This window comes from Cyanobium sp. BA20m-14 (genome assembly GCF_024346295.1).
Window position 1 is genome coordinate 1 of sequence record NZ_JAGQCR010000022.1, and the last position, 22,465, is coordinate 22,465.

The following is a 22,465-nucleotide window of genomic DNA, read 5'->3' on the forward strand; positions in this document are numbered from 1 at the left end:
GAGCAGGGGCACATACAACACAGTGCCCCACCAGTGTGGCCTCACTTCTGGGTTGGCTGCCGCTTTGGCTGCCGTCTTGGCTGCCCCAGCAGTCGGTTCCATCAGCTTTCCGGCTCGAGGCTGCTGCTGAGGCCTTTGGCCTTCAGGGTTTCGCAGTAAAATTCAGCGGGCTCCAGATCGCAGACGATCACCAGGCCTACGCCGGTGTTGTGGGCTTCCAGCATCACCGCAATGGCGTCCTGCTCACTGAGTGAGGGCACCACCTGGCGCAGGGTGGTCACCACGAATTCCATCGAGTTGACCGGATCGTTGTGGAGCAGCACCTTGTAGCGGGGTGAAGGCTTGCGCACCCGCTCCGGGGCCTTCTCCATCACGGCTGCCCCGCCGCTTTCGCGGCCGGGGCTCTGGGTGGCGATGAAGGGGTTTCTGCTGGCGGCGCAAATGTGACGAGGCTTGACCATGACCGTCAACTTAAGGAAAAGGCAAACTGTGATTGGCTTCCAGTGAATGCCTGGGGTGCCGGCACGTATCCAGATGCCCATGGTAGGCAAGGGCTGAGCCTAGGGAGAGCGGCTTATGGCTGACTTGCCGCCCTGGCGGCGCTTGCTGGCGACGTTCAATTGGCGTCCCGTTTACGACATCCAGCAGCGAACGAAGCAGCTGAGGATCGAATCGCTCGAAAGCGAAAAGCGCTTGAAGCTGCTGCAGGAGAGCAACGCCACTATCGCCCGCTTCGAGCAGGAGCTCTTTTCCTCCTCGAGCCAAGCCCCCTCCTCCGGCGATTCGTCGCCTACATAGCTACCGAGCTGGCGGGCCCTCCACAAAACAAACAGGGGAGCTGAGGTCTGGTTCACCCAATCGGGGCAACGCCACACCTCCGCATTTCAGGCTGGCGGGAGCCTCAGCCCTTCAGTGCCCCCTGAATTCGCCCCATGGCTTCCTCCACGTTCTCGCGGCTGTTGAAGGCCGAGAGGCGGAAGTAGCCCTCGCCGGCGGCCCCGAAGCCGCTGCCGGGGGTGCCCACCACGTGGGCCTGGCCCAGCAGCAGATCGAAGAAGCCCCAGGAATCCACTCCTGGCGGCGTTTTGATCCACACGTAGGGGGCCTGCTCGCCGCCATACACCTCCAGGCCAGCGGCGGCCAGTTCGCGCCGGATGATCGCGGCGTTCTCCATGTAGAAGGCAACCAGAGCCTGCACCTGGGCCTGGCCCTCGGCGAAATACACCGCTTCGGCGCCCCGCTGCACGATGTAGCTCACCCCGTTGAACTTGGTGCACTGGCGGCGGTTCCACAGGCCCCACAGCTCCACCGCCTCGCCATTGGCGGCGGTGCCCATCAGGCCCCGGGGCACAACGGTGAGGGCGCAGCGGGTGCCGGTGAAGCCGGCATTCTTGGAAAAGGAGCGGAATTCGATCGCGCACTCGCGGGCGCCTTCAATTTCGTAGATCGAGTGGGGCAGCTCGGGGTCCTGGATGAAGGCCTCGTAGGCGGCATCGAACAGGATCAGGGCGCTGTTGGCGCGGGCGTAATCGACCCAGGCCTGGAGCTGCGCCTTGGTGGCTACAGCGCCGGTGGGGTTGTTGGGGAAGCACAAGTAGATCAGATCCACCGGTTCGTTGGGGATCTTCGCCGTGAAACCGTTCTCGGTGTTGATCGGCAGGTAAGTGAGGCCGCCGTACTGGCCGCCGTCATCGGCGTCGCCGGTGCGCCCCGCCATTACGTTGCTGTCCACATACACCGGATACACCGGGTCGGTCACGGCGATGCGGTTGTCCGGCCCAAGGATGTCGAGGATGTTGGCGCTGTCGCACTTGCTGCCATCGGAGACGAAGATCTCCTCGGCCGTGATCGAGCAGCCGCGGGCCTGGAAATCGTGTTTCGCAATCGCCTCCCGCAGCCAGAGATACCCCTGCTCCGGGCCATAGCCGCGGAAGCCCTCGCGGTTGCTCATCTCATCGATGGCCGCCTTCATGGCGTTGCGGCAGGCTTCTGGCAGCGGCTCGGTGACGTCACCAATGCCCAGACGGATGACCTGTGCCTCCGGATTGGCTTCGCTGAAGGCCTTCACCCGCCGGGCGATCTCGGGAAACAGGTAGCCAGCCTTGAGCTTGAGGTAGTTGCCGTTGACCTGAACCATGGTGCGCGGGGTGGGCCGCCGCCGGGCCCGGTGAGTGGTGGGGCGATTGTCCTATGCGGCTGATTTGGCCTGCGCTGGTAAGCAGGCCTGTGGATGCGCCGGCGATCTATGCCGCCAAGGGCCCGTCGAGTGGCCTATCTGATCGACGCCAGCTCGGCTTGTTTCGTGCCGATCACCGTGGTGCTGGAGCTGGAATGGGTGCTGCGCGGCGCCTACCAACTGCCCCGGGAGGCGATCATCCGTGCCATCGGCGGCTTGATCGCGATCCGCCATCTGCATCTGGAGCAGGAGGAGCAGGTGTTGCAGGCCCTTGAGGTCTATGGCCGGGGCCTGGATTTCGCCGATGCCCTGCATCTGCTGCGCAGTGAGGGCTGCGCGGCCCTGGTCAGCTTCGATCGCGCCTTCGCGGGCAAGGCCGGCGAGCTGGCGCTCACCCCCGCGGTGCAGCAGCTCTGAGCTCGCTGCCGCCAGCCGCCAGGGGCGGTTGCACCCAGATGCCCGGGCGGATCTCGAAGCTCGTTTCCACCGGGGCGATTAGTGAGGCCTGCTCCGGTTGGAGCTGCTCCACCAGCTCATGGAAGCCGCGGGAGAGCTTCGGCGCCTTGGAGAGCTTGATTTCATAGACCCGCCGGCGCTGGCCCCGCTCCAGCACCAGGTCGAGTTCGGCGCCGTGGCCGGTGCGCAGGAAATGGGGACGCCAGCGCGGATGGGCGGCGATCAGCTGCTCGATCACGAAACCCTCCCAGCTCTCACCGGCCTGCGGGTGGGCCAGCAGATCGTCGTAGCTCTCGATGCCGAGCAGGTTGTGCAGCAGGCCGCTGTCGCGCAGGTAGAGCTTGGGCGAGCGCACCAGCCTCTTGCTCAGGTTGGCCTCCAGGGGCGGTAGACGCCGCAGCATGAAGGTGTGCTCCAGCGCCGCCAGCAGCTTCTGCAACCGGGCGCTGCTGAGATCCAGCAGGCCCGCCAGCCTGCTGGCATTGAGGGTTTGCCCCTGGAGGTGGGCCAGCAACCGCCACAGTCGCTCCATTAATGGCAGCGGCAGCCCAAGCTCCAGGGCGGCTATGTCGCGGCCCAGGAAGGTGCGGATGAAATCTTCGCGCCAGTCGATGCTGTCGTCGTCTGCGCTAGCCAGCAGGCTCTCGGGGAAGCCGCCGCGCAGCCACAGCTGCTGCCAGCGAATGGCTGGGGCCACTTCGCTCAGTAGAAACGGGGTGAGCTCCACCTGGGCGATGCGGCCGGCCAGGCTTTCCTGGCTCTGGTGCAGCAGCGGGCCGGAGGCCGAGCCCAGCAGTAGGAACCGCCCGGGCCGGCGATCCCGGTCGATCTCGGCGCGCAGCAGACTGAAAAAGTCTGGCAGTAGCTGAATTTCGTCGAGGCACACCAGGTCGCGGCGGTGGGCCTCGAAGAACAGCTCCGGCTCCTGCAGGCGGGCTCGATCGCTCCGGTCCTGCAAGTCGAGCACTACGGCATCACCGCGCTCGGCCAATAGTTGGCGAGCCAGCGTTGATTTGCCGCACTGCCGGGGTCCCAGCAGCAGCGCCGCAGGCGCCCGGTTCAGGGCCTTGCTGAGCGCCAGCTGGGCTTGCCTGGGCAAATAACCGTGCATTTCTGCAGCATAAGTTGCAAATTGCACGGTTATTGCCAGTGTTGCGGACGCTGCATACGATTGAGCTCTTGCCTGCCGTCGGCACCTGTGACCGTTGCCACCTCGGCTGATGCGCCGGTCGACTTTGACGCCCTGGTGGATCTGGGCATCAGCAAGCCCGCCCGCTACCTGGGCAATGAGCTGGGGGTGCAGCCGCGTGACTGGGAGGCCGACTGGCAGGCGGTAGGGGTGCGCTGGGCGCTCACCTACCCCGAGGTCTACGAGGTGGGGGCCAGTAACAGCGGCCACATCATTCTCTATTCGATCCTCAATGCCGTTCCCGGCCAGCTGTGCGACCGCAGCTACCTGCCGGCGCCGGATCTGGCCGCCCGCCTGCGCGAGCGCGGCGCGCCCCTGTTTGCGGTTGAGAGCCGGCGGCCCCTGGCCGCCTTCGACATCCTGGGCTTCTCGCTCAGCTACGAACTGGGCGGCACAAACATCCTCGAGATGCTGGAGCTGGCCGGCATCCCGATCCGGGCGGCCGATCGCGGCGATCTGCCCCTGGCTCACCCGGATTCGCCACCGCTGATCTTTGCCGGCGGCCCCACCGCCACCAGCAACCCGGAGCCCTTCGCCGCCTTCTTTGACTTCGTGGCCCTCGGCGATGGCGAGGAGCTGCTGCCGGAGATCGGCCTGGTGGTGGCCGAGGGCCGTGCCGCCGGCCTCAGCCGCCGGGCGCTGCTGAAGGATCTGGCCCTGGTGCCCGGGGTATATGTGCCCAGCCTCTATGGACCCGGCGCCGATGGGGTGAGCATCGAGCCGCTCGAACCAGGGGTCCCGGCCCGGATTCAGCGGCGCACCGCCACGCCCATGCCCCACTACGCCATGGGCCTGGTGCCCCACATCGAAACCGTGCACGACCGGCTCACGGTGGAGATTCGCCGCGGCTGCACCCGCGGCTGCCGCTTCTGCCAGCCCGGCATGCTCACCCGACCCGCCCGCGACGTGGAGCCCGAAGCCGTCATCGAAGCGGTGGAAGAGGGAATGGGCCGCACCGGTTACGCCGATTTCTCGCTGCTGTCCCTGAGCTGCTCCGACTACCTGGCCCTGCCCGCCGTCGGCGTTGAGCTGCGCAACCGTCTTGCTGACAAAAATGTTTCCCTCACCCTGCCCAGCCAGCGGGTGGATCGCTTCGACGAGAACATCGCCCACATCCTGGGCGGCACCCGCAAGGCGGGCCTCACCTTTGCGCCGGAGGCCGGCAGCCAGCGCCTGCGAGACATCGTCAACAAGGGCCTCACCGATGCCGAGCTGCTGGCTGGTGTGCGCACGGCCATGGCCAGCGGCTATCGCAAGCTGAAGCTCTATTTCATGATCGGGCTGCCGGGGGAAACCGATGCCGACGTGCTCGGGATCGCCCACACCTGCCAGGCCCTGCAGCGGCAGTGCGGCGATCTGGGCCGGCTGGAGCTGAATCTCACGATCAGCAACTTCACGCCCAAGCCCCACACGCCCTTCCAGTGGCACAGCGTCAGCACCGGCGAATTCCGGCGGCGCCAGGAACTGCTCCGAGCCGCCCTGCGCCAGTTGCGCGGCCTCAAGACCAACTTCACCGACGTGCGGCTCTCGGCGATCGAAGACTTCATCGGCCGCGGCGATAGGCAGCTGGCCCCGGTGATCGAGGCCGCCTGGCGTGCCGGAGCCGGCCTGGATGCCTGGTTTGAATCGGCCGAGCGCAGCTATGCCGCCTGGACCGGGGCAATCGAGGCGGCCGGCCTTGGCGGCCGCTACCGCCAGCTGGAGCTGGGCGCCTGGAGCGCCACTGAGGCCATGGCGGCGGCGGCTCTGGAGGCCTTCTGCCGCCAGAGCCTGCCCTGGGACCACATCGATTCGGGGCTCGAGAAGGGCTGGCTGGCGGAGGACCTGCAACGGGCCCTGGCGGCGGCGGTGGTGCCCGATTGCTCCTTCGCCGGGTGCAGCAGCTGCGGCGTATGCGGGCCCGAGCTGGGCCACAACGTAGTGATCCCGCCGCCGCCCATCCCGCCGGCCCAGCCCCAGCGGGCCCCCGCCAGTGAGCGGGTGGACCGGCTGCGGATCGGCTTTGCCAAAACCGGCTCCCTGGCGCTGATCAGCCATCTAGACACCCTGCGGATGCTGGAGCGGGCCCTGCGCCGTTCCGGCCTGCCGGTGAGTTTCAGCGGCGGCTTCCACCCCTTGCCGCGGTTGCAGCTCGCCCTGCCCTTGCCCTTGGGGGTGGAGGGTCTCGGCGAGTGGCTCGATCTGGAGTTCACCGAGCAGGTAGATCCGGCGCTGGTGCGGGCCCGGCTGCAGCCCCAGTTGCCAGCTGAATTCCAGTTGCTGTCTGCCTTGCAGGTGCCGGTGTTTGGAGTGAGCCTCTCCCAGGAGCTGGAGGCGGCGCATTGGGACTTCGTTCTGCAGCCCCAGGCCGGGGCACCTTTGACGCCCCAGCAGTGGCAGCAGGCCCGTAGCGCCCTGCTGGCCGCCCAGACCCTGGCCTGGCAGGACACCGATAAGAAAGGGCGGCCCCGCAGCCGCGATTGCCGGCCTTTTCTGCTGGATTTGGTGATCGCAGAGTTGTTCCCCGATGGCCCGGCGGCTTTCGATCTGCGGGCGGCAGTTGATAGCTCTGGCCGAAGCCTGAGGCCTGAGCAGCTGCAGCATTGGCTAGGTGAGCTGCTCGGCCAGCCGTTGGCCGTCACCGCGCTGCGCCGCAGGGCCCTGCTGCTCAAGCCCGTGCTAACCTTCAACTAAGGTGATTAGCTAGTTGAACCCGACGCTTCTCGGGTCACCAAGGCTGCCGGTAGCCAGATTCATTGGTTTCACCGCCCCAGGGCATATTTGCCCCAGTATTCGCCCCACTGCTTTCAAGGAGACGATTCCTGAAAGCTGTTCCGCGGCAGTTGATGCGCGGCTGATTCAGAACAGCATTTTCAGCAACAATTTTGCTAGGGCGTTCGGTCCCTGCCGCCGCCCCCTCGATTTAAGGGCTTCGATACAGCCCAACTGTTTTTGTTGTCCAGCTTGTTTGCACTACAACTGAAGCTGCCTTCGGTTTTTTCTATCCCTTGGTAGGCCCAGATGGGCCAAATTCCTTACCCCATGTCCCAGCAGATCGTCATTGCCGAGCAACTGCGGATCGCCGCGGTTCTCAACGATGAACGGGTAGATGAACTGGTAGTAGCCCAGGGCCGCTACCAAATCGGAGATGTCTATCTCGGCACCATTGAAAACGTCTTGCCCGGTATCGATGCCGCCTTTGTAAACATCGGCGAAAGCGAGAAAAACGGCTTCATCCATGTCACCGATCTGGGCCCCTTGCGGTTGCGCAAGGGTGCGGCCGGCATCACCGAGTTGCTGGAGCCGCGCCAGAAGGTGCTCGTGCAGGTGATGAAGGAGCCCACCGGCACCAAGGGCCCCCGTCTGACTGGCAATTTGGCTCTGCCGGGGCGCTTTCTGGTGCTCCAGCCTCACGGCCAGGGTGTCAATATCTCCCGCCGCATTGATGGCGATAACGAGCGCAATCGCCTCCGGGCCCTTGGTGTGTTGATCAAGCCCCCGGGGGCTGGGCTGCTGATCCGCACCGAGGCTGAGTCCGTCAGCGAAGAGCTGCTGATTGATGATCTCGAGGCCCTGCTGCGCCAGTGGGAGGGCATCCAGACCGCCGCCGAGACTGCCAGCCCTCCAGTGCTGCTGAACCGGGACGAAGATTTTGTCCATCGGGTGCTGCGCGATCTCTACAGCCCTGATCTGGTTCGGGTGGTGGTTGATACCCCCGAAGCAGTGGCTCGGGCCAATGCCTTTCTGGGCTCGGATCACACCAACGTGCTTGTCGAGGCCCATGGCGAATCGGCCGAAATCCTCGAGCATTTCAAAGTAAATGCGGCAATTCGCGATGCCCTCAAGCCGCGAGTTGATCTTCCTTCAGGTGGGTACGTGATCATCGAGCCCACCGAGGCGCTCACCGTCATCGATGTCAACTCAGGCTCCTTCACGCGCTCGGCCAACGCCCGCGAGACCGTGCTCTGGACCAACTGTGAGGCATCGGTTGAGATCGCCCGTCAGTTGAAACTGCGCAACATCGGTGGGGTGGTGATCATCGATTTCATCGATATGGAGTCGCGCCGCGACCAGTTGCAGCTTCTTGAACACTTCACCCAGGCCGCCCGGGATGATTCGGCCCGGCCCCAGATCGCCCAGCTCACCGAGCTCGGTCTGGTGGAGCTCACCCGCAAGCGCCAGGGCCAGAACATCTATGAATTGTTTGGTCGCGCCTGCCCTAGCTGTGGTGGGCTCGGCCATGTGGCGGTGCTGCCTGGCATGGACACACTCCAGCCCTTGGCCAGCGTGGCTGGCCTGGTGCGCTCAGCCGCATCGGCCCGGGCTGAAGTCGCGAGCCCGGCGACTGCTGGCGAGACCAGCGGCGGCCGCCGCCGTCGCGGGGGCCGCGGGGGCCGCGGTAGCACTGAATTGGTGGAGGCAAATGCCAGCTCTGAAGCCTTTGAATCCTCCGCAGAGGAGGCTCCCCGGGCGCCCAGCCCCGCCAGCATCGAGCCTGCTCCGCGTCGCTTCGACCAGGAGATCATTGCCGTCCCCATGGATGCCGATCAGGAGCTGGTGTTCGGCTGGATGGGCCTGAACCCGGCCCTGCTGCTTGACCAGCCCCCCAGTGGTGACAACGTCGTTGTGCGGGTGGTCCGCCCTGGCTTGGATGCCGAGCTGGTGCTCGAGGAGGCGCGGCAACAGCTGGCGGCAAGCGGCACCCGCCGCCGCCGCGGTCGCGGTGGTCGCGGTGGTGCTGGGCTGACCTCCCAAGAACAGGCTTCACAGGAACACACCTCCCATGAACAGGCCGGCGAGGAGCCCGGCGCTGAGGCCCCGGTTCAGATTCGCGCCCAGCGGGATTTGCCCGCCATGGTTGAGATCACGCCCCTGCCGGAGGCGCATCAGCCGGAAACGGTGGTCACCGTTTCAGTCCCCACCGTTGTGAGTATTGCTCCTCCCGAGGTGGAGCTGCCTGCCCGCCGGGGACGCACCCGCAGCTCGGCGGCCAGCAATGGGTCCAAACCTGCCGCTGCCAAAGCCACACTCGCCGTTGCCGAGCCCGAGCTGGACGAAGCCGGCGAGCCCCGCCGCCGCCGCCGTCGCTCATCTGCCCCCACCTGATTGATGTTGACGGATCCCTGGCAGGGCAGGGATCCCCTCGCCTGTGCCGGGGTGGATGAGGTGGGTCGGGGCAGCCTGTTTGGTCCGGTCTTCGCCGGCGCCGTGGTGCTAGGGCAGCCCTGCCTCGCGCCGCTCGCTGCCGTGGGCCTCACCGACAGTAAAAAGCTCACTGCCCGGCGGCGCGCAGATCTGGTGCCCACCATCCACAACCTGGCCGATGCCTGGGCCCTGGGCCAGGCTTCGGCAGCTGAGATTGACCGCCATGGCATTCGAGTTGCCACCGAGTGGGCCATGCTTCGCGCAGTTCAGAAGTTGCCCCGGCCTCCCCAGCTGCTGCTGGTGGATGGGGTGTTACCCCTGCGGTGCTGGAGCGGGGAGCAGGTCACCCTGGTGCGCGGCGACAGCCACTGTCTGGCGATCGCGGCGGCCAGCGTGCTGGCCAAGCAGGCCCGTGACGGCTTGATCGGCGAGCTGGCCAAGAGCTATCCGGGCTATGGCCTCGAGCGCCATGCGGGCTATGGCACGGCCCAGCACCGCCAGGCCCTCCAGGACTTAGGGCCCACGCCCCTGCACCGGCTCAGCTTTCTGAGTCGGGTTGTCCCCTGTGCTCCTGGCACCAGAGCTGGAAGTCCTTGATCAGCTGGTCTCTCACCCGCCCCTTGATTCCCAGCAGGATGCCAGCCAGCAGCGACTGGCCCGTGCGTTCGAGCACCTTGGCTGGAATTAGTTTGAGCAGGGGGGGTTGGCTCACTGCCACCGCCAGGGTGGCCTGGCCCTCCAGCCCTGCTGCTCCTGCCGTGAGCCAGGAGCCGAGGGTCAGCTGAAAATCATCCACCAGGCCCAGCCCCTCCAGTTCGCATTCGCTGGATTCCAGCAGCAGCTTCCCCGCTGCCAGGCTCGTGCGCAGGGTGACCACCGGATGGATCTCCAGCTTGAACACCTGCAGGTGGGTGACGGAGTAGCGGTAGTGGCCGGGCTCGAGGGCTTTGAGTTGGCTGGGGTCGAACAGAGCCCTGACCACCCGGTCTGTCTGGGTCAGGTAGGAGGCCAGCCGGTCGGGTTGGTCGCTTACGGCGAGTTGAAGTTCTTGACTGGCGCTAAAGGCCAGGGGCATGGCCTGCGGGCCGGCGCGGCATGATCCTATCGGCCCGGTTGGGTTGCCTTTCCTCAGTTTTTGCAAACGATGCGTTTTGCCTTTCTCGGCCCGGTCGGTACCTATGGCGAGCAAGCGGCCCGGCAGCTGGCTGAGCTGGAGGAGGTGGCCAGGCCTGAGTTGGTGCCCCAGTCGGGGATCCGGGCCGTCGTACAGGCCCTGGCCCACGGCAGTTGTGATGCGGCGGTCGTGCCGGTTGAGAACTCGGTTGAGGGCGGTGTTACCTCCTGCCTCGACTCTCTCTGGGAACACCCGGATCTCACGGTGGCCCGGGCCCTGGTGTTGCCGATTCGCCATGCCCTGCTAGGGAGTGGCCCGATCGAGGGGGTCAGCGAGGTGCTCTCCCATCCCCAGGCCCTGGCCCAGTGCAGTCAGTGGCTTGCCGATCACTTGCCCCGGGCCCTGCAGCTGCCCACCAGCTCCACGGCCGAGGCGGCCCGGCTGGTGGCTGGCAGCCGCTTCCGGGCGGCGATCGCCTCCCAGCAGGCCGGCGGGGAGCATGGGCTGCTGGAATTGGCCTATCCGATCAATGACGTGCCGGGCAACTGCACCCGTTTACTGCTGCTGCGTCGGGCACCCCGTTCCCTCCACGGCCCGATGGCCAGCCTGGCCTTCTCGATGCACTCCAACAAGCCTGGGGCCCTGCTGGAGGCTTTGGCCTGTTTCGCCCAGCGGGGCCTCAACATGAGCCGGATCGAGTCGCGGCCTTCGAAACGGGAGATGGGCGAATACATCTTTTTTGTGGATCTGGAGCTGCCTGAGGGCTCCGCTCCGCTCGAGCATGCCCTGGAAGGATTACGGCCCCTCTGCGCCCATCTGGCCCTGTTCGGCGCCTATCCGATCACCAATCTCAGTTAGCTGGGCTTGCTGCCGCGGAACACCCCGAACTGCATCAGCCCGTTGGCAAAGGCCCAGTGCATCAACAGGATGGTGGGTGTTTCGCGCAGGCCCTGCAGCACGGCCTTGGGCCCCAAGCCCAGAACCGCCCCGGGCCGGCGTACCCCCTCAGCAATCGAATCTATCCAGGATGGCAGGGTGGCCTGGCTCCAGTCGCCGGTCTCGATCGCCATGGCGGCGGCATGGGGGCTCTGCTGGAGGTGCTGCTGCAGGCCGCCAATGGTGGCGAATTCAGGATGGGCCCACTGCTCCAGCAACTGGCGCATCACCCAGCGCTCCACCCTGCCCATGGGGCCATCGCGCCGGTTCCAGTCAGCCACGGCCAGCAGGCCCCCCGGTTTGAGCACCCGCAGGAGCTCGTCGGCATAGCGCTGCTTGTCGGGCATGTGGGGGCAGGCCTCCACACTCCAGACAGCGTCAAAACTGGCGTCAGGCAACTCCAGAGCCATGGCATCCATTACGGCAAAGCGGCAGCTCAGCCCCGCTGGGGTCAGGGAGCGGGCCCGTTCGATCTGGGCAGGGCTGATGCTGATCCCCACCACCTTGAAGCCGTAGTCGCGGGCCAGGATTCGGGCGCTGCCGCCGATGCCGCAGCCCACATCCAGCAGCGTTGATCCGGGCGGCAGCTGGTCTAGAGCGCTCCAGCGCACCAGCTCATGCACGAAGGCCGCTTTGGCGGCTCGGAAATCCTGGCGCTGGTGGCGGCCTGGAGCTGGTTTTTGGTAGTAGCCCAGGTGGATGTGGTCCCCCCAGAGGCGCTCCAGCAGTCGGTCGGTGGTCCAGCGGTCGTAGGCCGCGGCAACGCTAGCTGCCGATTCGTAGCGGCGCCGCTGCCTCAGCCAGAGGCCGGCGGCCAGGGCCAGGATTCCGGCGCCAAGGATTGTGGCCAGGGGCCAGCTGGGAGGGAGCATCAAACCGGGAGCCGGTGCTGGAGGGTTATTGGGGTTGGAAGGTGTCCTTGAGCACGGTGCGGGCAGCCAGTTGCCGGCGAGTCTGGTCGAGCAGCTCGTATTCCTGGCGAAGCCGCTCGCTGGTGTCGGTGATCTCCAGCAGGGCTTGTTGGTGGTCGGCAACCGGGCCGCCCAAGTGGGCTCCGATCCAGAAGGACAGCTCCCTGGGCAGGTCGGGCAGATCGCTGGGCAAGGTGGTGGGCTTGCCGATCAGCTTGCCGGTGAGCTCCACCACATCTCGCAGGGCCTGGGTCACTTCACCGCTGAGGGTCTCCAGTTCGGCGTGGCTGGCTGCGGGCTCGTCTTCGATCCAGCTCACCAGGCCTATACGGAAGGGGGCCTCCCTCACGATCTCGAGAACCCTGAAGCGCTGCTGGCCCATGGTGACAACGTTGCTGCGATCGTCGTCCTGGGTTTGGCAGTGCAGGATTTCGGCGCAGCAGCCCACCGCTGCCATGGCCTGGGTCTGGGGATCCCAGCGCACCACTCCGAAGCGTTGGTCGCCTGCCATCGCCGTGCGCAGCAGCATCCTGTAGCGGGGCTCGAAGATGTGGAGCGGCAGCACTTCCTGGGGGAAGAGCACCACATCGGGCAATGGAAACAGCGGCAGCTCCCGCACGGCCAGTTCGCCCATGGCTTGATCAGGAGTGTCAAACCATCCTATGAAAATCTGCCGGGCGCCGGGGCGTGCGGCTCAGAGCTTGACTTCGATGTCAACTCCGCTGGGCAGGTCCAGCTTCATCAGGGCGTCGATTGTTTTGGCGGAGGGGCTGTAGATATCAATGATGCGGCGGTGGGTACGGGTTTCGAAGTGCTCCCTCGAATCCTTGTCCACGTGAGGAGAGCGCAGCACGCAATAAATCTTGCGCTTGGTGGGCAGGGGGATTGGGCCGATTGCCGTGGCGGCGGTGTGATCGGCGGTTTCGATGATTTTTTCGCAGGAGAGATCCAGCATGCGGCGATCAAAGGCCTTCAGGCGGATCCGAATCTTCTGCTGGGCGATGGCTGTGGACATGTGTTTCGGGCGTTCGGTTAGCCCCAGAGCCGCAGGCCCTGGTGGCAGCAATGGATGGGTTGTCGAGGTGCGCTGAAAAGGGGTGGGTCCCGTGGGCCCACCCCAGTCAACTTAGCTCAGGGTCAGGCCAGGATCTTGGACACCACGCCAGCACCGATGGTGCGGCCGCCTTCGCGAATGGCGAAGCGCATGCCCTGCTCGATGGCCACCGGGCAGATCAGCTCTCCGGTCATCTTGATCCGGTCTCCCGGCATCACCATTTCCACATTGGCGCCGTCGTCCGAGGTGAAGGCAGTGATCTGGCCGGTCACGTCGGTGGTACGAATGTAGAACTGGGGGCGATAACCAGCGAAGAAAGGGGTGTGGCGACCACCTTCTTCCTTCTTCAACACATAAACCTCGCCCTCAAACTTGGTGTGGGGCTTGATCGAGTTGGGCTTGACAAGCACCATGCCACGCTCGATGTCTTCTTTCTGCACGCCGCGCAGCAGCAGGCCCACGTTGTCGCCAGCCATGCCTTCGTCAAGCAGCTTGCGGAACATTTCCACACCGGTGACGGTGGTTTCGCGGGTGTCTTTGATGCCGACGATTTGCACGGTCTCACCCACCTTGACCTTGCCGCGCTCGATCCGACCGGTGGCCACGGTGCCACGACCGGTGATCGAGAACACGTCTTCAACTGCCATCAGGAAGGGCTTGTCGATTTCCCTTTCTGGCTCGGGGATCGACTCATCCACGGCATCCATCAGATCGAGGATCTTGTCGACCCACTCGTCAGCACCACGGACTGCTTTGTTGCCAGCCTGGATGTACTCCAGCGCTTTGAGAGCAGAACCTGCCACCACGGGGATGTCATCGCCGGGGAAGTCGTAATTGCTGAGCAATTCACGCATTTCCAGCTCAACCAGCTCGAGGATCTCCTCGTCGTCGACCATGTCCTTCTTATTGAGGAACACCACCAGGGCTGGCACACCAACCTGCTTGGCGAGAAGGATGTGCTCTTTGGTTTGGGCCATGGGGCCGTCGGTGGCAGCCACCACCAGGATGGCGCCGTCCATTTGGGCAGCACCGGTGATCATGTTCTTGACATAATCCGCGTGGCCCGGGCAGTCAACGTGGGCGTAGTGACGCTTTACGGTTTCGTACTCGACGTGGGCCGTGTTGATGGTGATACCCCGCTCTTTCTCTTCAGGGGCACCATCAATTTCATCGTAGGCCTGGGCCTTTGCCATGCCCTGGGATGCCAACACGTTGGTGATGGCAGCCGTCAGAGTGGTTTTACCGTGGTCAACGTGGCCAATGGTGCCAATGTTGACGTGGGGTTTGTTCCTTTCGAACTTCTCGCGTGCCATGAGTAGAAAGAATCGGGGGGTTTAGGGTGGGGGAAGATCAGGAATTGCCCTGATTCTTGGAGATGATGGCTTCGGCCACATTGCGAGGAACTTCCTCGTAATGGCTGAACTCCATCGAGAAGATACCCCGACCCTGGGTCATGGATCGGAGCTGGGTGGCATAGCCGAACATTTCGGCCAGGGGCACTTTCGTCTGGACTTTGGACTGTCCGTTGTCGATGGACTGCCCTTCTACCTGGCCGCGCCGGGAAGAAAGGTCGCCGATGACCGACCCAAGGTAATCCTCGGGGATCTCGACTTCCACCTTCATCATCGGCTCAAGCAGTACTGGGTTGCACTTCTTGACGGCGTCTTTGAAGGCCATGGATCCGGCGATTTTAAACGCCATCTCCGATGAATCGACGTCATGGTAAGAGCCATCGATCATCGTAGCCCTGACGTCGATCATGGGAAAACCCGCAATCACGCCAGACTGGCAGGTCTCCTTCATGCCTGCCTCGGCAGGGCCGATGTATTCCTTGGGAACGATGCCGCCAACAATCTTGTTGACGAATTCGAACCCAGAGCCCGGCTCCCCAGGAGTCATTTCGATCACGACATGGCCGTACTGACCCTTGCCACCGGTTTGACGGGCAAACTTGCCCTCGCCTTTCGAGCTCGAGCGAATGGTTTCCCGGTAGGAGACCTGGGGAGCACCGATATTTGCCTCAACCTTGAACTCCCTGAGCATTCTGTCGACCAGAATCTCCAGGTGTAGTTCGCCCATGCCGGCAATAACCGTTTGGCTGGTTTCCGGATCGGTGGAGACCCTGAAGGTGGGATCTTCTTCTGAAAGAGATTGCAGGGCCTTGGAGAGTTTTTCCATATCGCCCTTGGTCTTGGGCTCAACGGCCACGGAGATCACGGGCTCGGGAATGAAGAGCGATTCGAGAATGATCGGATCGGCCTCAACGCAAAGCGTGTCCCCAGTGGTGGTGTCCTTGAGTCCGAGCACCGCACCAAGGTCGCCGGCTCGGAGTTCATCTACTTCCTCGCGATCATCTGCCTTGAGCAGGATCAGGCGGGAGATGCGCTCTTTTTTATCTTTAGTGGAGTTGAGCACGTAGCTGCCCTTGTTTAGAACCCCGGAGTACATGCGCACGAAGGTGAGCTTGCCGTAGGGATCAGCCATTACCTTGAATGCCAGGGCGCTGAAAGGAGCGCTGTCGTCGCAGGGGCGATTCGATTCGGTGCCATCAGGTAGCAGGCCTGTGATCGGTGGCACATCCACGGGAGCAGGCAGGTAGTCGACAACGGCGTCGAGCACCAATTGGACCCCCTTGTTTTTGAAGGCCGAGCCGCAGACCATTGGCACCATGCCGTGGTGAATGGTGGCGCTGCGGATTCCCTTGACGAGCTGTTCCTCGGTGAGCTCACCATTCTCGAGGAATATATCAATCAAATCTTCTTCGGATTCGGCTACTGATTCCATCAGCTTGAGGCGCCATTTATCAACCTCATCCTTCATGTTTGCTGGGACTTCCTCCTCGAGAATGTCTGTTCCCAGGTCATTAGTGAAGATAATTGCCTTATTGCGCACCAGGTCGATGATTCCCTTCAGGTCGCCCTCGGCTCCGATCGGCAGCTGGATGGGGGCAGCATTGGCCTTGAGCCTGTCCTTAATCTGCTCGTAGACCTTTAGAAAGTTGGCCCCAGTTCGGTCCATCTTGTTGACGAACACGATCCTGGGCACGTTGTACCGATCGGCCTGGCGCCAGACTGTTTCCGACTGGGGCTGAACGCCACCCACGGCACAGAAAACTGCCACCACTCCATCGAGCACCCGCATCGAACGCTCAACTTCAATCGTGAAGTCAACGTGACCCGGGGTATCAATGATATTGATCCGGTTGTCTTTCCAGCTGGTCGAGATGGCGGCAGCCGTAATCGTGATGCCGCGTTCCCGTTCCTGTTCCATCCAGTCGGTGACGGCGGCACCGTCGTGAACCTCACCCATCTTGTGTACCACCCCGGAGTAGAAAAGAATCCGTTCGGTAGTGGTGGTTTTTCCCGCGTCAATGTGGGCGGCAATGCCGATATTTCTGACGCGGTCCAGTGGAAAGGCGCGGGCCACGAGGGAGGTCTCCGAGAGGTCAAAAAAACGAAGGCTCTATTCTACAGAGTGGGTCTGTAGGAGCGATAGAGAAGGGATTTAGTAGCGGTAATGGGCGAAAGCCTTGTTGGCCTCGGCCATTTTGTGAGTTTCCTCCCGCTTGCGCACGGCGCTGCCGGCTTCGTTGGCCGCATCCATGAGCTCACCGGCCAACTTCTGGGCCATGCTGCGGCCGTTGCGGGCCCTTGAGAAGTTCACTAGCCAGCGCAGGGCCATGGCCGTTCCCCGCTCTTGCCGCACCTCCATCGGCACCTGGTAGGTGGCGCCGCCGACCCGCCTTGCCCGAACTTCCACCAACGGGGTGGCATTGCGCACCGCCGTTTCGAAAAGTTCAAGCGGATCGGTGCCGGTGCGCTCGTTGATCATCGAGAAGGCATCCGAGAGGATGCGCTGGGCCGTGGACTTTTTGCCATGCTTCATCAGCCGGGCCACGATCATCGAGGCGAGACGGCTGTTGAACTGGGGGTCGGGAAGCACTGGGCGCTTCTCGGCGGCATTGCGGCGAGACATGGTCGACCGGGGCGGGAAGGAAGGGGGGACTTTTGAAGTGGATCAGGCAGCCCACGAGGTGGGCATGGCCGGATCAGGCTTTGGGTGTTTTGGCGCCGTATTTAGAGCGGGACTGGCGACGGTCCTTGACCCCGGCAGTGTCAAGGGTGCCCCGAATGATGTGGTAGCGAACCCCGGGCAGATCCTTCACCCGTCCTCCGCGGATGAGCACCACCGAGTGCTCCTGGAGGTTGTGACCGATGCCGGGGATATAGGCGGTCACCTCAAAGCCTGAGGTGAGACGCACACGAGCCACCTTGCGGAGGGCCGAGTTTGGCTTTTTGGGCGTGGATGTGTAAACACGGGTGCAGACCCCCCGTCGCTCGGGGCAGGCGCGCAGGGCAGGCGACTTTGTCTTGCGGGAAAGACTCTGGCGCTCGGTTCGGATCAGCTGCTGGATAGTGGGCATCGAGGACCGGGGTCTGGTCGGGGAAGATTGGTCGGATGAACCGACCGATTTCGACAATCCGCCACCTTACTGGGTCACCCGTCACTGGATTGGCCGACGCCCCTCAGCCCCGCGGCTGAAGGCCGCTCCACAGGCACAACTCTGGATCCCTTCACCAGGGCGCACGAGAAAGCCGCCGCCACTGAGATCGCCCCGGTAATCGAGGCTCAGGCCGGTGAGCAGGGCAAGCTGGTTTGCCGGGGCATAGACGGTGATGCCGTCGGCCCGGGCGATGGGGTTCCCCGCCAGGTGGCCCGGCCGTAGCCGGATGGCCCAGCTCGCACAACTGCTCTCGACCAGGTCGAGGTGCATCATCCCAGGGGTGCCAGCCACAGCGGCCTGGCGTCCAAGTTCGGCGGCGGCTGCGGCGGTCACGCGCAGGCTGTGGCCCTTGGGCATGGCGATCGGTACTCCCTGGAGCCCACTTTGGCAGCCCGCTCAGGGCACCAGGCCCACCCCGTTGTGCACGGAACCGGCCACGCCCCGGCCCTTCACTTGGAGTGAGCCCCCCAGCACCAGCCCGGTGGAGCTGCCGCCGTCCAGGTTGACCGCATCCCGCAGACCCAGCTGTTGCAGCAGCAAGGCCGTTTCCCCCAGGGAGGGGCCGCTGTCCTGGGTGCCTTCCAGGGTGATCAACCACACCTGCTGGTCGTCCCTGGCCAGCACCGTGCGCGGGGCCCCCTGGCTGAGGAAGGAGGCGCTGAAGTTTTCAGCGGCTCCGTTCAGCACGATCTGCCCCCCCAGCAGCAGCAAGGGGCCGCCGCCGATCACATGGGGGGCCAGGCCGAGCTCGTTGCTGGGTCGGCTCTCCAGCTGCAGCCGCTCACCGGTTGTCCAGGGCAGGATCGTGCCACCGCGGGCCACCAGCAGCAGGTCATCGCCCCGCAGGGGTACCCCGGCCTCCAACTCCGCTACGCCGAAAAGCTGACGCACGCTGCCTGCTTGCAGCAGCAGGCCCGTCTCCGAGCCACTCAAGGCCCGGTAGCTGGGCCCCCAATCCGCGTTGTAGCGGCTGATGCCCCGCTGCACATAGCCACTGTTGACATTGCTAACTGGCAGCCGCTGGCCGCCAGGCCCCACGATCCACTCCGTCAGTTGCAGCCGGCCAAAGCGGGGCAGGGTCCGATCGCTCCATGCCGCCACACCCCGGTTCAGGATCGGCCCGGAGAGCCAGCGGCCGTTCGTCTTCAGGGCCCCCAGGGGGAGGCGACGCACCCGGTTGAAGTAGCCGCCATTGATGGCGACCCAGGCCTGCTGCTGGTTGGCGAGCTGCACCAGTGAGCTGAGCCCCTCCATGCCTCCTGGCCGAACCAGGGGCCGCAGTTGCAGAGCCGAGCTGCGCGGATCGATTCGCACGGCATTGATGCGCACCCCCTGGCGAACCAGCCGGTCCCACTGCACTTCCTTGCCGAGCAGGGCCTGCAGGCGTGGATCGATCGGGGCGGCTTCACCGCTCCCGCGGCTACCGCCACCACTGGCGCCCTTAGGCGCCGGCCATTCGATCACCAGCCGCGCCGGGCTGCCCAGGCTGAACACCCTGGTCAGGGGGCCGGATAGGGGGTTGAGGCTCAAGCTGGGCCCGGCCTGCTGGCTTTTCAGGCCAAGGGCCTGGAGCTGGGTGAGCTGGTCGTTGCGGCTGAGCAGATCCACGCTCAGCCCGCCGGCGTCCCTGCCACTGACTGCGGGCCCGGACAGATCGAGCACGACACGGCGAATCGGCCCCGGGTTGGAGCTGCGCACATTGAGGAGCTGGGGTCTGGCCAGCTCGAGGATCAGCTGGCTGCCCTGCTGGCGCACATCTACCCCGAGGGCTTGAAATAAACGGGCCACGTCCACCGCCACCTCATCCTCAAGGCTCCGCTGGGCGCTGGTTGGCAGCTTGAGCTCCTGGCCAAACCAGTCGAGCTCGAGCGACCCTTCGCTGCGACTGCGACTAGCTATTCCCAGTTGGTTTTCGAGTACCTCCAGGGGCAGCCAGAGCTGTTGGGGGGGCTCAAAGGGGCGCCCGATCCAGAGCCAGCGTGCTTTCTGCTGACGGCCGTTGATTGAGATGTTCACACCCTGCAGCTCAGGGGCTGGGCTGCGTTGTTCTGGCGGGGGTGGCGGTGGCGGAGGGGGCGGCTGGGCCATCCCATGGGGCAAGGCCTGGCTCGCCGCCGGCAGGAGCAGGGCCAGCAGCCAGGGAGCCAGCCATGCTGCAGAAGCCATCGCCAGCCCGATCCACCGCTTTGGACGCTAGCGGTCTTTGGCCACTAGCCAGTGGCTCCGGGGGGTGCGAATCCCTAGGATCTACCCCTATGCGGCCCTTGATCCTCCAGATCAACTGCCGGACCGATTCGGGTTATGCCTCATCCCCCTCGCCCCGTTTGGCCCCATTGCGACAGCCCTGCTCCAGAGGCTGTGGTGGGGGAGAAGGATGCCTGCGGCGTGGGATTTCTGGCCAGCCTCCGTGGCGAGGCCAGCCATTGGGTGCTGGCCCAGGCCCTGCGCGGCCTGGACTGCATGGAGCACCGCGGCGGCTGCGGCGGCGACGGTGATTCCGGCGACGGAGCGGGGGTGCTGTGTGGCATCCCATGGGGCTATCTCGAGGCCATATGGCCCCAGGCCGCCGCTGCCAGTGGCAGCCCCCGGGGCCTGGCCATGGTGTTTCTGCCCGCCGATCCGCTCAAACAGGCTGAAGCCAAAGAACTCTGCGATGGGGAGGCTGCCCGGTTGGGGCTGCGCAGTTTGGGCTGGCGTGAGGTGCCGCTCAACCCAGAGGTGCTCGGCACCCTGGCTCGCCAGACCGCCCCGGCGATTGCCCAGTGGCTGCTGACGGCTGATCTGGAGGGGGATGCCCTCGAGGCCCTGCTGTTTCGCCTGCGCCGTCGCTGCGGCGACCGGGCGCGGGCCGTCTGGGGAGCTTCGCCCAGCGAGCTCTACTTCGCTTCCCTGAGCAGTCGCACGGTGGTCTATAAGGCCATGGTGCGCTCCCAGGTGCTCGCAGCCTTCTACGGCGACCTGCGCGATCCACGCTTTGCGGTGAGCTTCGCGGTGTATCACCGCCGCTTCAGCACCAACACCCTGCCCCGCTGGCCCCTGGCCCAGCCGATGCGCCTGCTGGGCCACAACGGCGAAATAAACACCCTGCTGGGCAATCTCAACTGGGCCCGGGCCTCGGAGGCCAATCTCAACGCCATCTGGGGTGAGGCGGCAAGGGATCTCAAGCCGGTGGTCAATGCTGCCTTCAGCGACTCGGCCAACCTCGACGCCACCCTGGAGCTGCTGGTGCGCAGCGGCCGGCCGATCACCGAGAGCCTGCTCACCCTGGTGCCTGAGGCCTTCCGCGACCAGCCCGAGCTGACCGACAGGCCGGAGATCCAGGCCTTCTATGAATACTCCGCCTGCACCCAGGAGCCCTGGGATGGTCCGGCCCTGCTGGTGTTCGCCGATGGCCGCAGCGTTGGGGCCACCTTGGATCGCAACGGCCTGCGCCCGGCCCGCTACTGCATCACTAACGACGGCTTTGTGGTGATGGGCTCGGAAACCGGGGTCGTGGAGCTCGAGGAGAGTCGGATTATCGAAAAGGGCCGGCTCGGACCTGGCCAGATGCTGGCCGTGGATTTGGAGCAGGGCCGGCTGCTGCGCAATTGGGATGTCAAGGTCGAAGTGGCGGCGCGCCACCCCTACGGCGCCTGGCTGGCCGAGCATCGCCGCAGCCTGGCGCCCCAGCCCTGGACCCAGGAGCGCCAGCTGGGCGATCTGGAGCTGCTGCAGCAGCAAACGGCCTTCGGTTTCACCGCAGAAGACTTTGACCTGGTGATCGAGGACATGGCTGGTGCGGCCAAGGAGCCCACCTACTGCATGGGAGATGACATTCCCCTGGCGGTGCTCTCCGCTAAGCCCCACCTGCTCTACGACTACTTCAAACAGCGCTTCGCCCAGGTCACCAACCCGCCGATCGACCCGCTGCGGGAAAAGCTGGTGATGAGCCTGGAGATGCACCTGGGCCCGCGGGGGTCGGCCCTGCGGCCTGAGCCCTCGGCTGCCGCCGTGCTGCACCTGGCCAGTCCGATTCTCAATGAGGCAGAGCTGGAGGCCTTGGGCCAGCAGGGCCTATCGGCCGCCACTATCTCCACCCTGATGGTGATCACCGATGGGCCTGGGGGCCTGGCTACAGCGGTCAGCCGCCTGCGCAGCGAGGCCGAAGCTGCCGTGCGTGCCGGTATGCAAATCCTGATCCTCTCGGATCGGGGCATCAACGCCACCACCACCACGATTCCGCCCCTGCTGGCGGTGGGGGCGGTGCACCACCACCTGCTCAACCTGGGCCTGCGCCTGCAGACCTCCCTTGTGGTTGACACCGCCCAGTGCTGGAGCACCCATCACCTGGCCTGTCTGATCGGCTTTGGCGCCAGCGCCGTATGTCCCTGGCTCACCTGGGAAACCAGCCGCCACTGGCTGGCCCACCCGCGGGTGCAGAAGCTGATCGAAACCGGCAAGCTGCCGGCCCTCTGCCCCGATCAGGTGCAGGCCAACGTGCGCAAGGCCCTAGAAGACGGCCTGCGCAAGATCCTCTCCAAAATTGGCATCTCCCTGCTGGCCAGCTACCACGGGGCCCAGATCTTCGAGGCCATCGGCATCGGCGCCGACCTGATCGAACTGGCCTTCAAGGGCACCACCAGCCGGGTGGCGGGCCTGAGCCTGGCGGAACTGGCGAGCGAAACCCTGAGCTTTCACGCCAAGGCCTTCCCCGAACTCAACCGCAGCAAGCTCGAGTTCATGGGTTTTGTGCAGTACCGCACCGGTGGTGAGTACCACCTCAACAGTCCGGAGATGGCCAAGGCCCTGCATGCGGCGGTCAAGGCGGGCCCTGGGTACGACCACTTCTCCACCTACAAGAGCCTGCTGGAAAACCGGCCGGTCACTGCGCTGCGCGATCTGCTGGAGCTCATCCCCGCCCCAGCCCCCCTGCCGCTCGACCAGGTGGAGAGTGCGGAGAGCATCTGCAGCCGCTTCTGCACCGGTGGCATGAGCCTGGGGGCCCTCTCCCGGGAGGCCCAC

At 64.9% G+C, this 22,465-nt stretch carries 20 protein-coding genes; 7 read left to right on the plus strand and 13 right to left on the minus strand.

Annotated elements, in window-relative coordinates:
- Positions 1-101: 101 nt before the first annotated feature.
- A complete protein-coding gene (clpS, locus tag KBZ07_RS03640; RefSeq protein WP_396123400.1) occupies positions 102-371 on the minus strand; it encodes an ATP-dependent Clp protease adapter ClpS in 270 nt (89 codons plus the stop codon).
- Between the two features lie 205 nt (positions 372-576).
- Between clpS and KBZ07_RS03645 the strand changes: the two genes are divergently transcribed.
- Positions 577-798: a hypothetical protein gene (locus KBZ07_RS03645; protein ID WP_254930339.1), complete on the plus strand. Its 222-nt coding sequence runs from the start codon at positions 577-579 to the stop codon at positions 796-798.
- A 103-nt stretch (positions 799-901) separates the two neighbouring features.
- On the opposite strand, the gene KBZ07_RS03650 is transcribed toward KBZ07_RS03645, so the two are convergent.
- Positions 902-2,137: an LL-diaminopimelate aminotransferase gene (locus KBZ07_RS03650; RefSeq protein ID WP_254930340.1), complete on the minus strand. Its 1,236-nt coding sequence runs from the start codon at positions 2,135-2,137 to the stop codon at positions 902-904.
- A gap of 93 nt (positions 2,138-2,230) precedes the next feature.
- On the opposite strand from KBZ07_RS03650, the gene KBZ07_RS03655 reads away from it, so the two are divergent.
- Positions 2,231-2,593: a type II toxin-antitoxin system VapC family toxin gene (locus tag KBZ07_RS03655; protein ID WP_254930341.1), complete on the plus strand. Its 363-nt coding sequence runs from the start codon at positions 2,231-2,233 to the stop codon at positions 2,591-2,593.
- Here the strand turns inward: KBZ07_RS03655 and KBZ07_RS03660 are convergent.
- Positions 2,568-3,743 carry an ATP-binding protein gene (locus tag KBZ07_RS03660; protein WP_254930342.1) on the minus strand — a complete coding sequence of 392 codons (1,176 nt, stop codon included), beginning with the start codon at positions 3,741-3,743 and terminating at the stop codon, positions 2,568-2,570. The two genes, KBZ07_RS03655 and KBZ07_RS03660, sit on opposite strands and share 26 nt — an antisense overlap.
- 87 nt (positions 3,744-3,830) lie before the next feature.
- Here KBZ07_RS03660 and KBZ07_RS03665 point away from each other — a divergent pair, with 87 nt between their 5' ends.
- From KBZ07_RS03665 to KBZ07_RS03675, 3 genes are all read left to right on the plus strand, one after another.
- A complete protein-coding gene (locus tag KBZ07_RS03665) occupies positions 3,831-6,494 on the plus strand; it encodes a TIGR03960 family B12-binding radical SAM protein (RefSeq protein WP_254930343.1) in 2,664 nt (887 codons plus the stop codon).
- A gap of 348 nt (positions 6,495-6,842) precedes the next feature.
- Complete coding sequence (locus KBZ07_RS03670; protein ID WP_254930344.1) at positions 6,843-8,906, plus strand: Rne/Rng family ribonuclease; 2,064 nt, start codon at positions 6,843-6,845, stop codon at positions 8,904-8,906.
- Positions 8,907-8,909: 3 nt separating this feature from the next.
- Positions 8,910-9,542 (plus strand): ribonuclease HII, encoded by a 633-nt coding sequence (locus KBZ07_RS03675; protein WP_254930345.1) that lies wholly within the window; start codon positions 8,910-8,912, stop codon positions 9,540-9,542.
- Here KBZ07_RS03675 and KBZ07_RS03680 read toward each other — a convergent pair.
- The gene (locus KBZ07_RS03680) at positions 9,484-10,020 is read right to left on the minus strand and encodes a DUF1997 domain-containing protein (protein ID WP_254930346.1); all 537 of its coding nucleotides are present in this window, start codon (positions 10,018-10,020) and stop codon (positions 9,484-9,486) included. The genes KBZ07_RS03675 and KBZ07_RS03680 overlap by 59 nt on opposite strands.
- Positions 10,021-10,089: 69 nt before the next feature.
- On the opposite strand from KBZ07_RS03680, the gene pheA reads away from it, so the two are divergent.
- Positions 10,090-10,917: a prephenate dehydratase gene (pheA, locus tag KBZ07_RS03685; protein ID WP_254930347.1), complete on the plus strand. Its 828-nt coding sequence runs from the start codon at positions 10,090-10,092 to the stop codon at positions 10,915-10,917.
- Here the strand turns inward: pheA and KBZ07_RS03690 are convergent.
- From KBZ07_RS03690 to KBZ07_RS03730, 9 genes are all read right to left on the minus strand, one after another.
- Positions 10,914-11,867, minus strand: coding sequence for a methyltransferase domain-containing protein (locus KBZ07_RS03690; protein WP_254930348.1), 954 nt, complete (start codon positions 11,865-11,867; stop codon positions 10,914-10,916). The two genes, pheA and KBZ07_RS03690, sit on opposite strands and share 4 nt — an antisense overlap.
- A 25-nt stretch (positions 11,868-11,892) precedes the next feature.
- Positions 11,893-12,540, minus strand: coding sequence for an LON peptidase substrate-binding domain-containing protein (locus KBZ07_RS03695; RefSeq protein WP_254930349.1), 648 nt, complete (start codon positions 12,538-12,540; stop codon positions 11,893-11,895).
- A 60-nt stretch (positions 12,541-12,600) separates the two neighbouring features.
- Positions 12,601-12,921, minus strand: coding sequence for a 30S ribosomal protein S10 (rpsJ, locus tag KBZ07_RS03700; RefSeq protein ID WP_006910513.1), 321 nt, complete (start codon positions 12,919-12,921; stop codon positions 12,601-12,603).
- 122 nt (positions 12,922-13,043) lie between these two features.
- Complete coding sequence (gene tuf, locus KBZ07_RS03705) at positions 13,044-14,273, minus strand: elongation factor Tu (RefSeq protein WP_254930350.1); 1,230 nt, start codon at positions 14,271-14,273, stop codon at positions 13,044-13,046.
- A gap of 37 nt (positions 14,274-14,310) precedes the next feature.
- Positions 14,311-16,386 (minus strand): elongation factor G, encoded by a 2,076-nt coding sequence (gene fusA, locus KBZ07_RS03710; protein ID WP_254930351.1) that lies wholly within the window; start codon positions 16,384-16,386, stop codon positions 14,311-14,313.
- A 78-nt stretch (positions 16,387-16,464) separates the two neighbouring features.
- On the minus strand, positions 16,465-16,935 hold the full coding sequence (gene rpsG / locus KBZ07_RS03715) for a 30S ribosomal protein S7 (RefSeq protein WP_197147953.1): 471 nt from the start codon (positions 16,933-16,935) through the stop codon (positions 16,465-16,467).
- Positions 16,936-17,008: 73 nt separating this feature from the next.
- Positions 17,009-17,383: a 30S ribosomal protein S12 gene (rpsL, locus tag KBZ07_RS03720; protein ID WP_197147954.1), complete on the minus strand. Its 375-nt coding sequence runs from the start codon at positions 17,381-17,383 to the stop codon at positions 17,009-17,011.
- Positions 17,384-17,464: 81 nt separating this feature from the next.
- A complete protein-coding gene (locus KBZ07_RS03725) occupies positions 17,465-17,821 on the minus strand; it encodes an AIR synthase (RefSeq protein ID WP_254930352.1) in 357 nt (118 codons plus the stop codon).
- Between the two features lie 39 nt (positions 17,822-17,860).
- Entirely contained in the window at positions 17,861-19,630 is a 1,770-nt protein-coding gene (locus KBZ07_RS03730) for a phosphodiester glycosidase family protein (protein ID WP_254930353.1), read from the minus strand.
- A 135-nt stretch (positions 19,631-19,765) separates the two neighbouring features.
- Between KBZ07_RS03730 and KBZ07_RS03735 the strand changes: the two genes are divergently transcribed.
- Positions 19,766-22,465 (plus strand): glutamate synthase central domain-containing protein (locus KBZ07_RS03735; RefSeq protein ID WP_254930354.1); only part of this gene is annotated, 2,700 nt, incomplete at its 3' end.

Excerpts from the sequence above, each read along its gene's own strand:
- KBZ07_RS03645 (WP_254930339.1), top strand. The coding sequence starts at position 577 with ATGGCTGACTTGCCGCCCTGGCGGCGCTTGCTGGCGACGTTCAATTGG.
- KBZ07_RS03650 (WP_254930340.1), bottom strand. The coding sequence starts at position 2,137 with ATGGTTCAGGTCAACGGCAACTACCTCAAGCTCAAGGCTGGCTACCTG.
- tuf (WP_254930350.1), bottom strand. The coding sequence starts at position 14,273 with ATGGCACGCGAGAAGTTCGAAAGGAACAAACCCCACGTCAACATTGGC.
- KBZ07_RS03690 (WP_254930348.1), bottom strand. The coding sequence starts at position 11,867 with ATGCTCCCTCCCAGCTGGCCCCTGGCCACAATCCTTGGCGCCGGAATC.
- KBZ07_RS03725 (WP_254930352.1), bottom strand. The coding sequence starts at position 17,821 with ATGCCCAAGGGCCACAGCCTGCGCGTGACCGCCGCAGCCGCCGCCGAA.
- KBZ07_RS03660 (WP_254930342.1), bottom strand. The coding sequence starts at position 3,743 with ATGCACGGTTATTTGCCCAGGCAAGCCCAGCTGGCGCTCAGCAAGGCC.
- rpsG (WP_197147953.1), bottom strand. The coding sequence starts at position 16,935 with ATGTCTCGCCGCAATGCCGCCGAGAAGCGCCCAGTGCTTCCCGACCCC.
- rpsL (WP_197147954.1), bottom strand. The coding sequence starts at position 17,383 with ATGCCCACTATCCAGCAGCTGATCCGAACCGAGCGCCAGAGTCTTTCC.
- KBZ07_RS03680 (WP_254930346.1), bottom strand. The coding sequence starts at position 10,020 with ATGCCCCTGGCCTTTAGCGCCAGTCAAGAACTTCAACTCGCCGTAAGC.
- clpS (WP_396123400.1), bottom strand. The coding sequence starts at position 371 with ATGGAGAAGGCCCCGGAGCGGGTGCGCAAGCCTTCACCCCGCTACAAG.
- KBZ07_RS03655 (WP_254930341.1), top strand. The coding sequence starts at position 2,231 with ATGCGCCGGCGATCTATGCCGCCAAGGGCCCGTCGAGTGGCCTATCTG.
- pheA (WP_254930347.1), top strand. The coding sequence starts at position 10,090 with ATGCGTTTTGCCTTTCTCGGCCCGGTCGGTACCTATGGCGAGCAAGCG.
- KBZ07_RS03730 (WP_254930353.1), bottom strand. The coding sequence starts at position 19,630 with ATGGCTTCTGCAGCATGGCTGGCTCCCTGGCTGCTGGCCCTGCTCCTG.
- KBZ07_RS03675 (WP_254930345.1), top strand. The coding sequence starts at position 8,910 with ATGTTGACGGATCCCTGGCAGGGCAGGGATCCCCTCGCCTGTGCCGGG.
- KBZ07_RS03695 (WP_254930349.1), bottom strand. The coding sequence starts at position 12,540 with ATGGGCGAACTGGCCGTGCGGGAGCTGCCGCTGTTTCCATTGCCCGAT.
- KBZ07_RS03670 (WP_254930344.1), top strand. The coding sequence starts at position 6,843 with ATGTCCCAGCAGATCGTCATTGCCGAGCAACTGCGGATCGCCGCGGTT.
- rpsJ (WP_006910513.1), bottom strand. The coding sequence starts at position 12,921 with ATGTCCACAGCCATCGCCCAGCAGAAGATTCGGATCCGCCTGAAGGCC.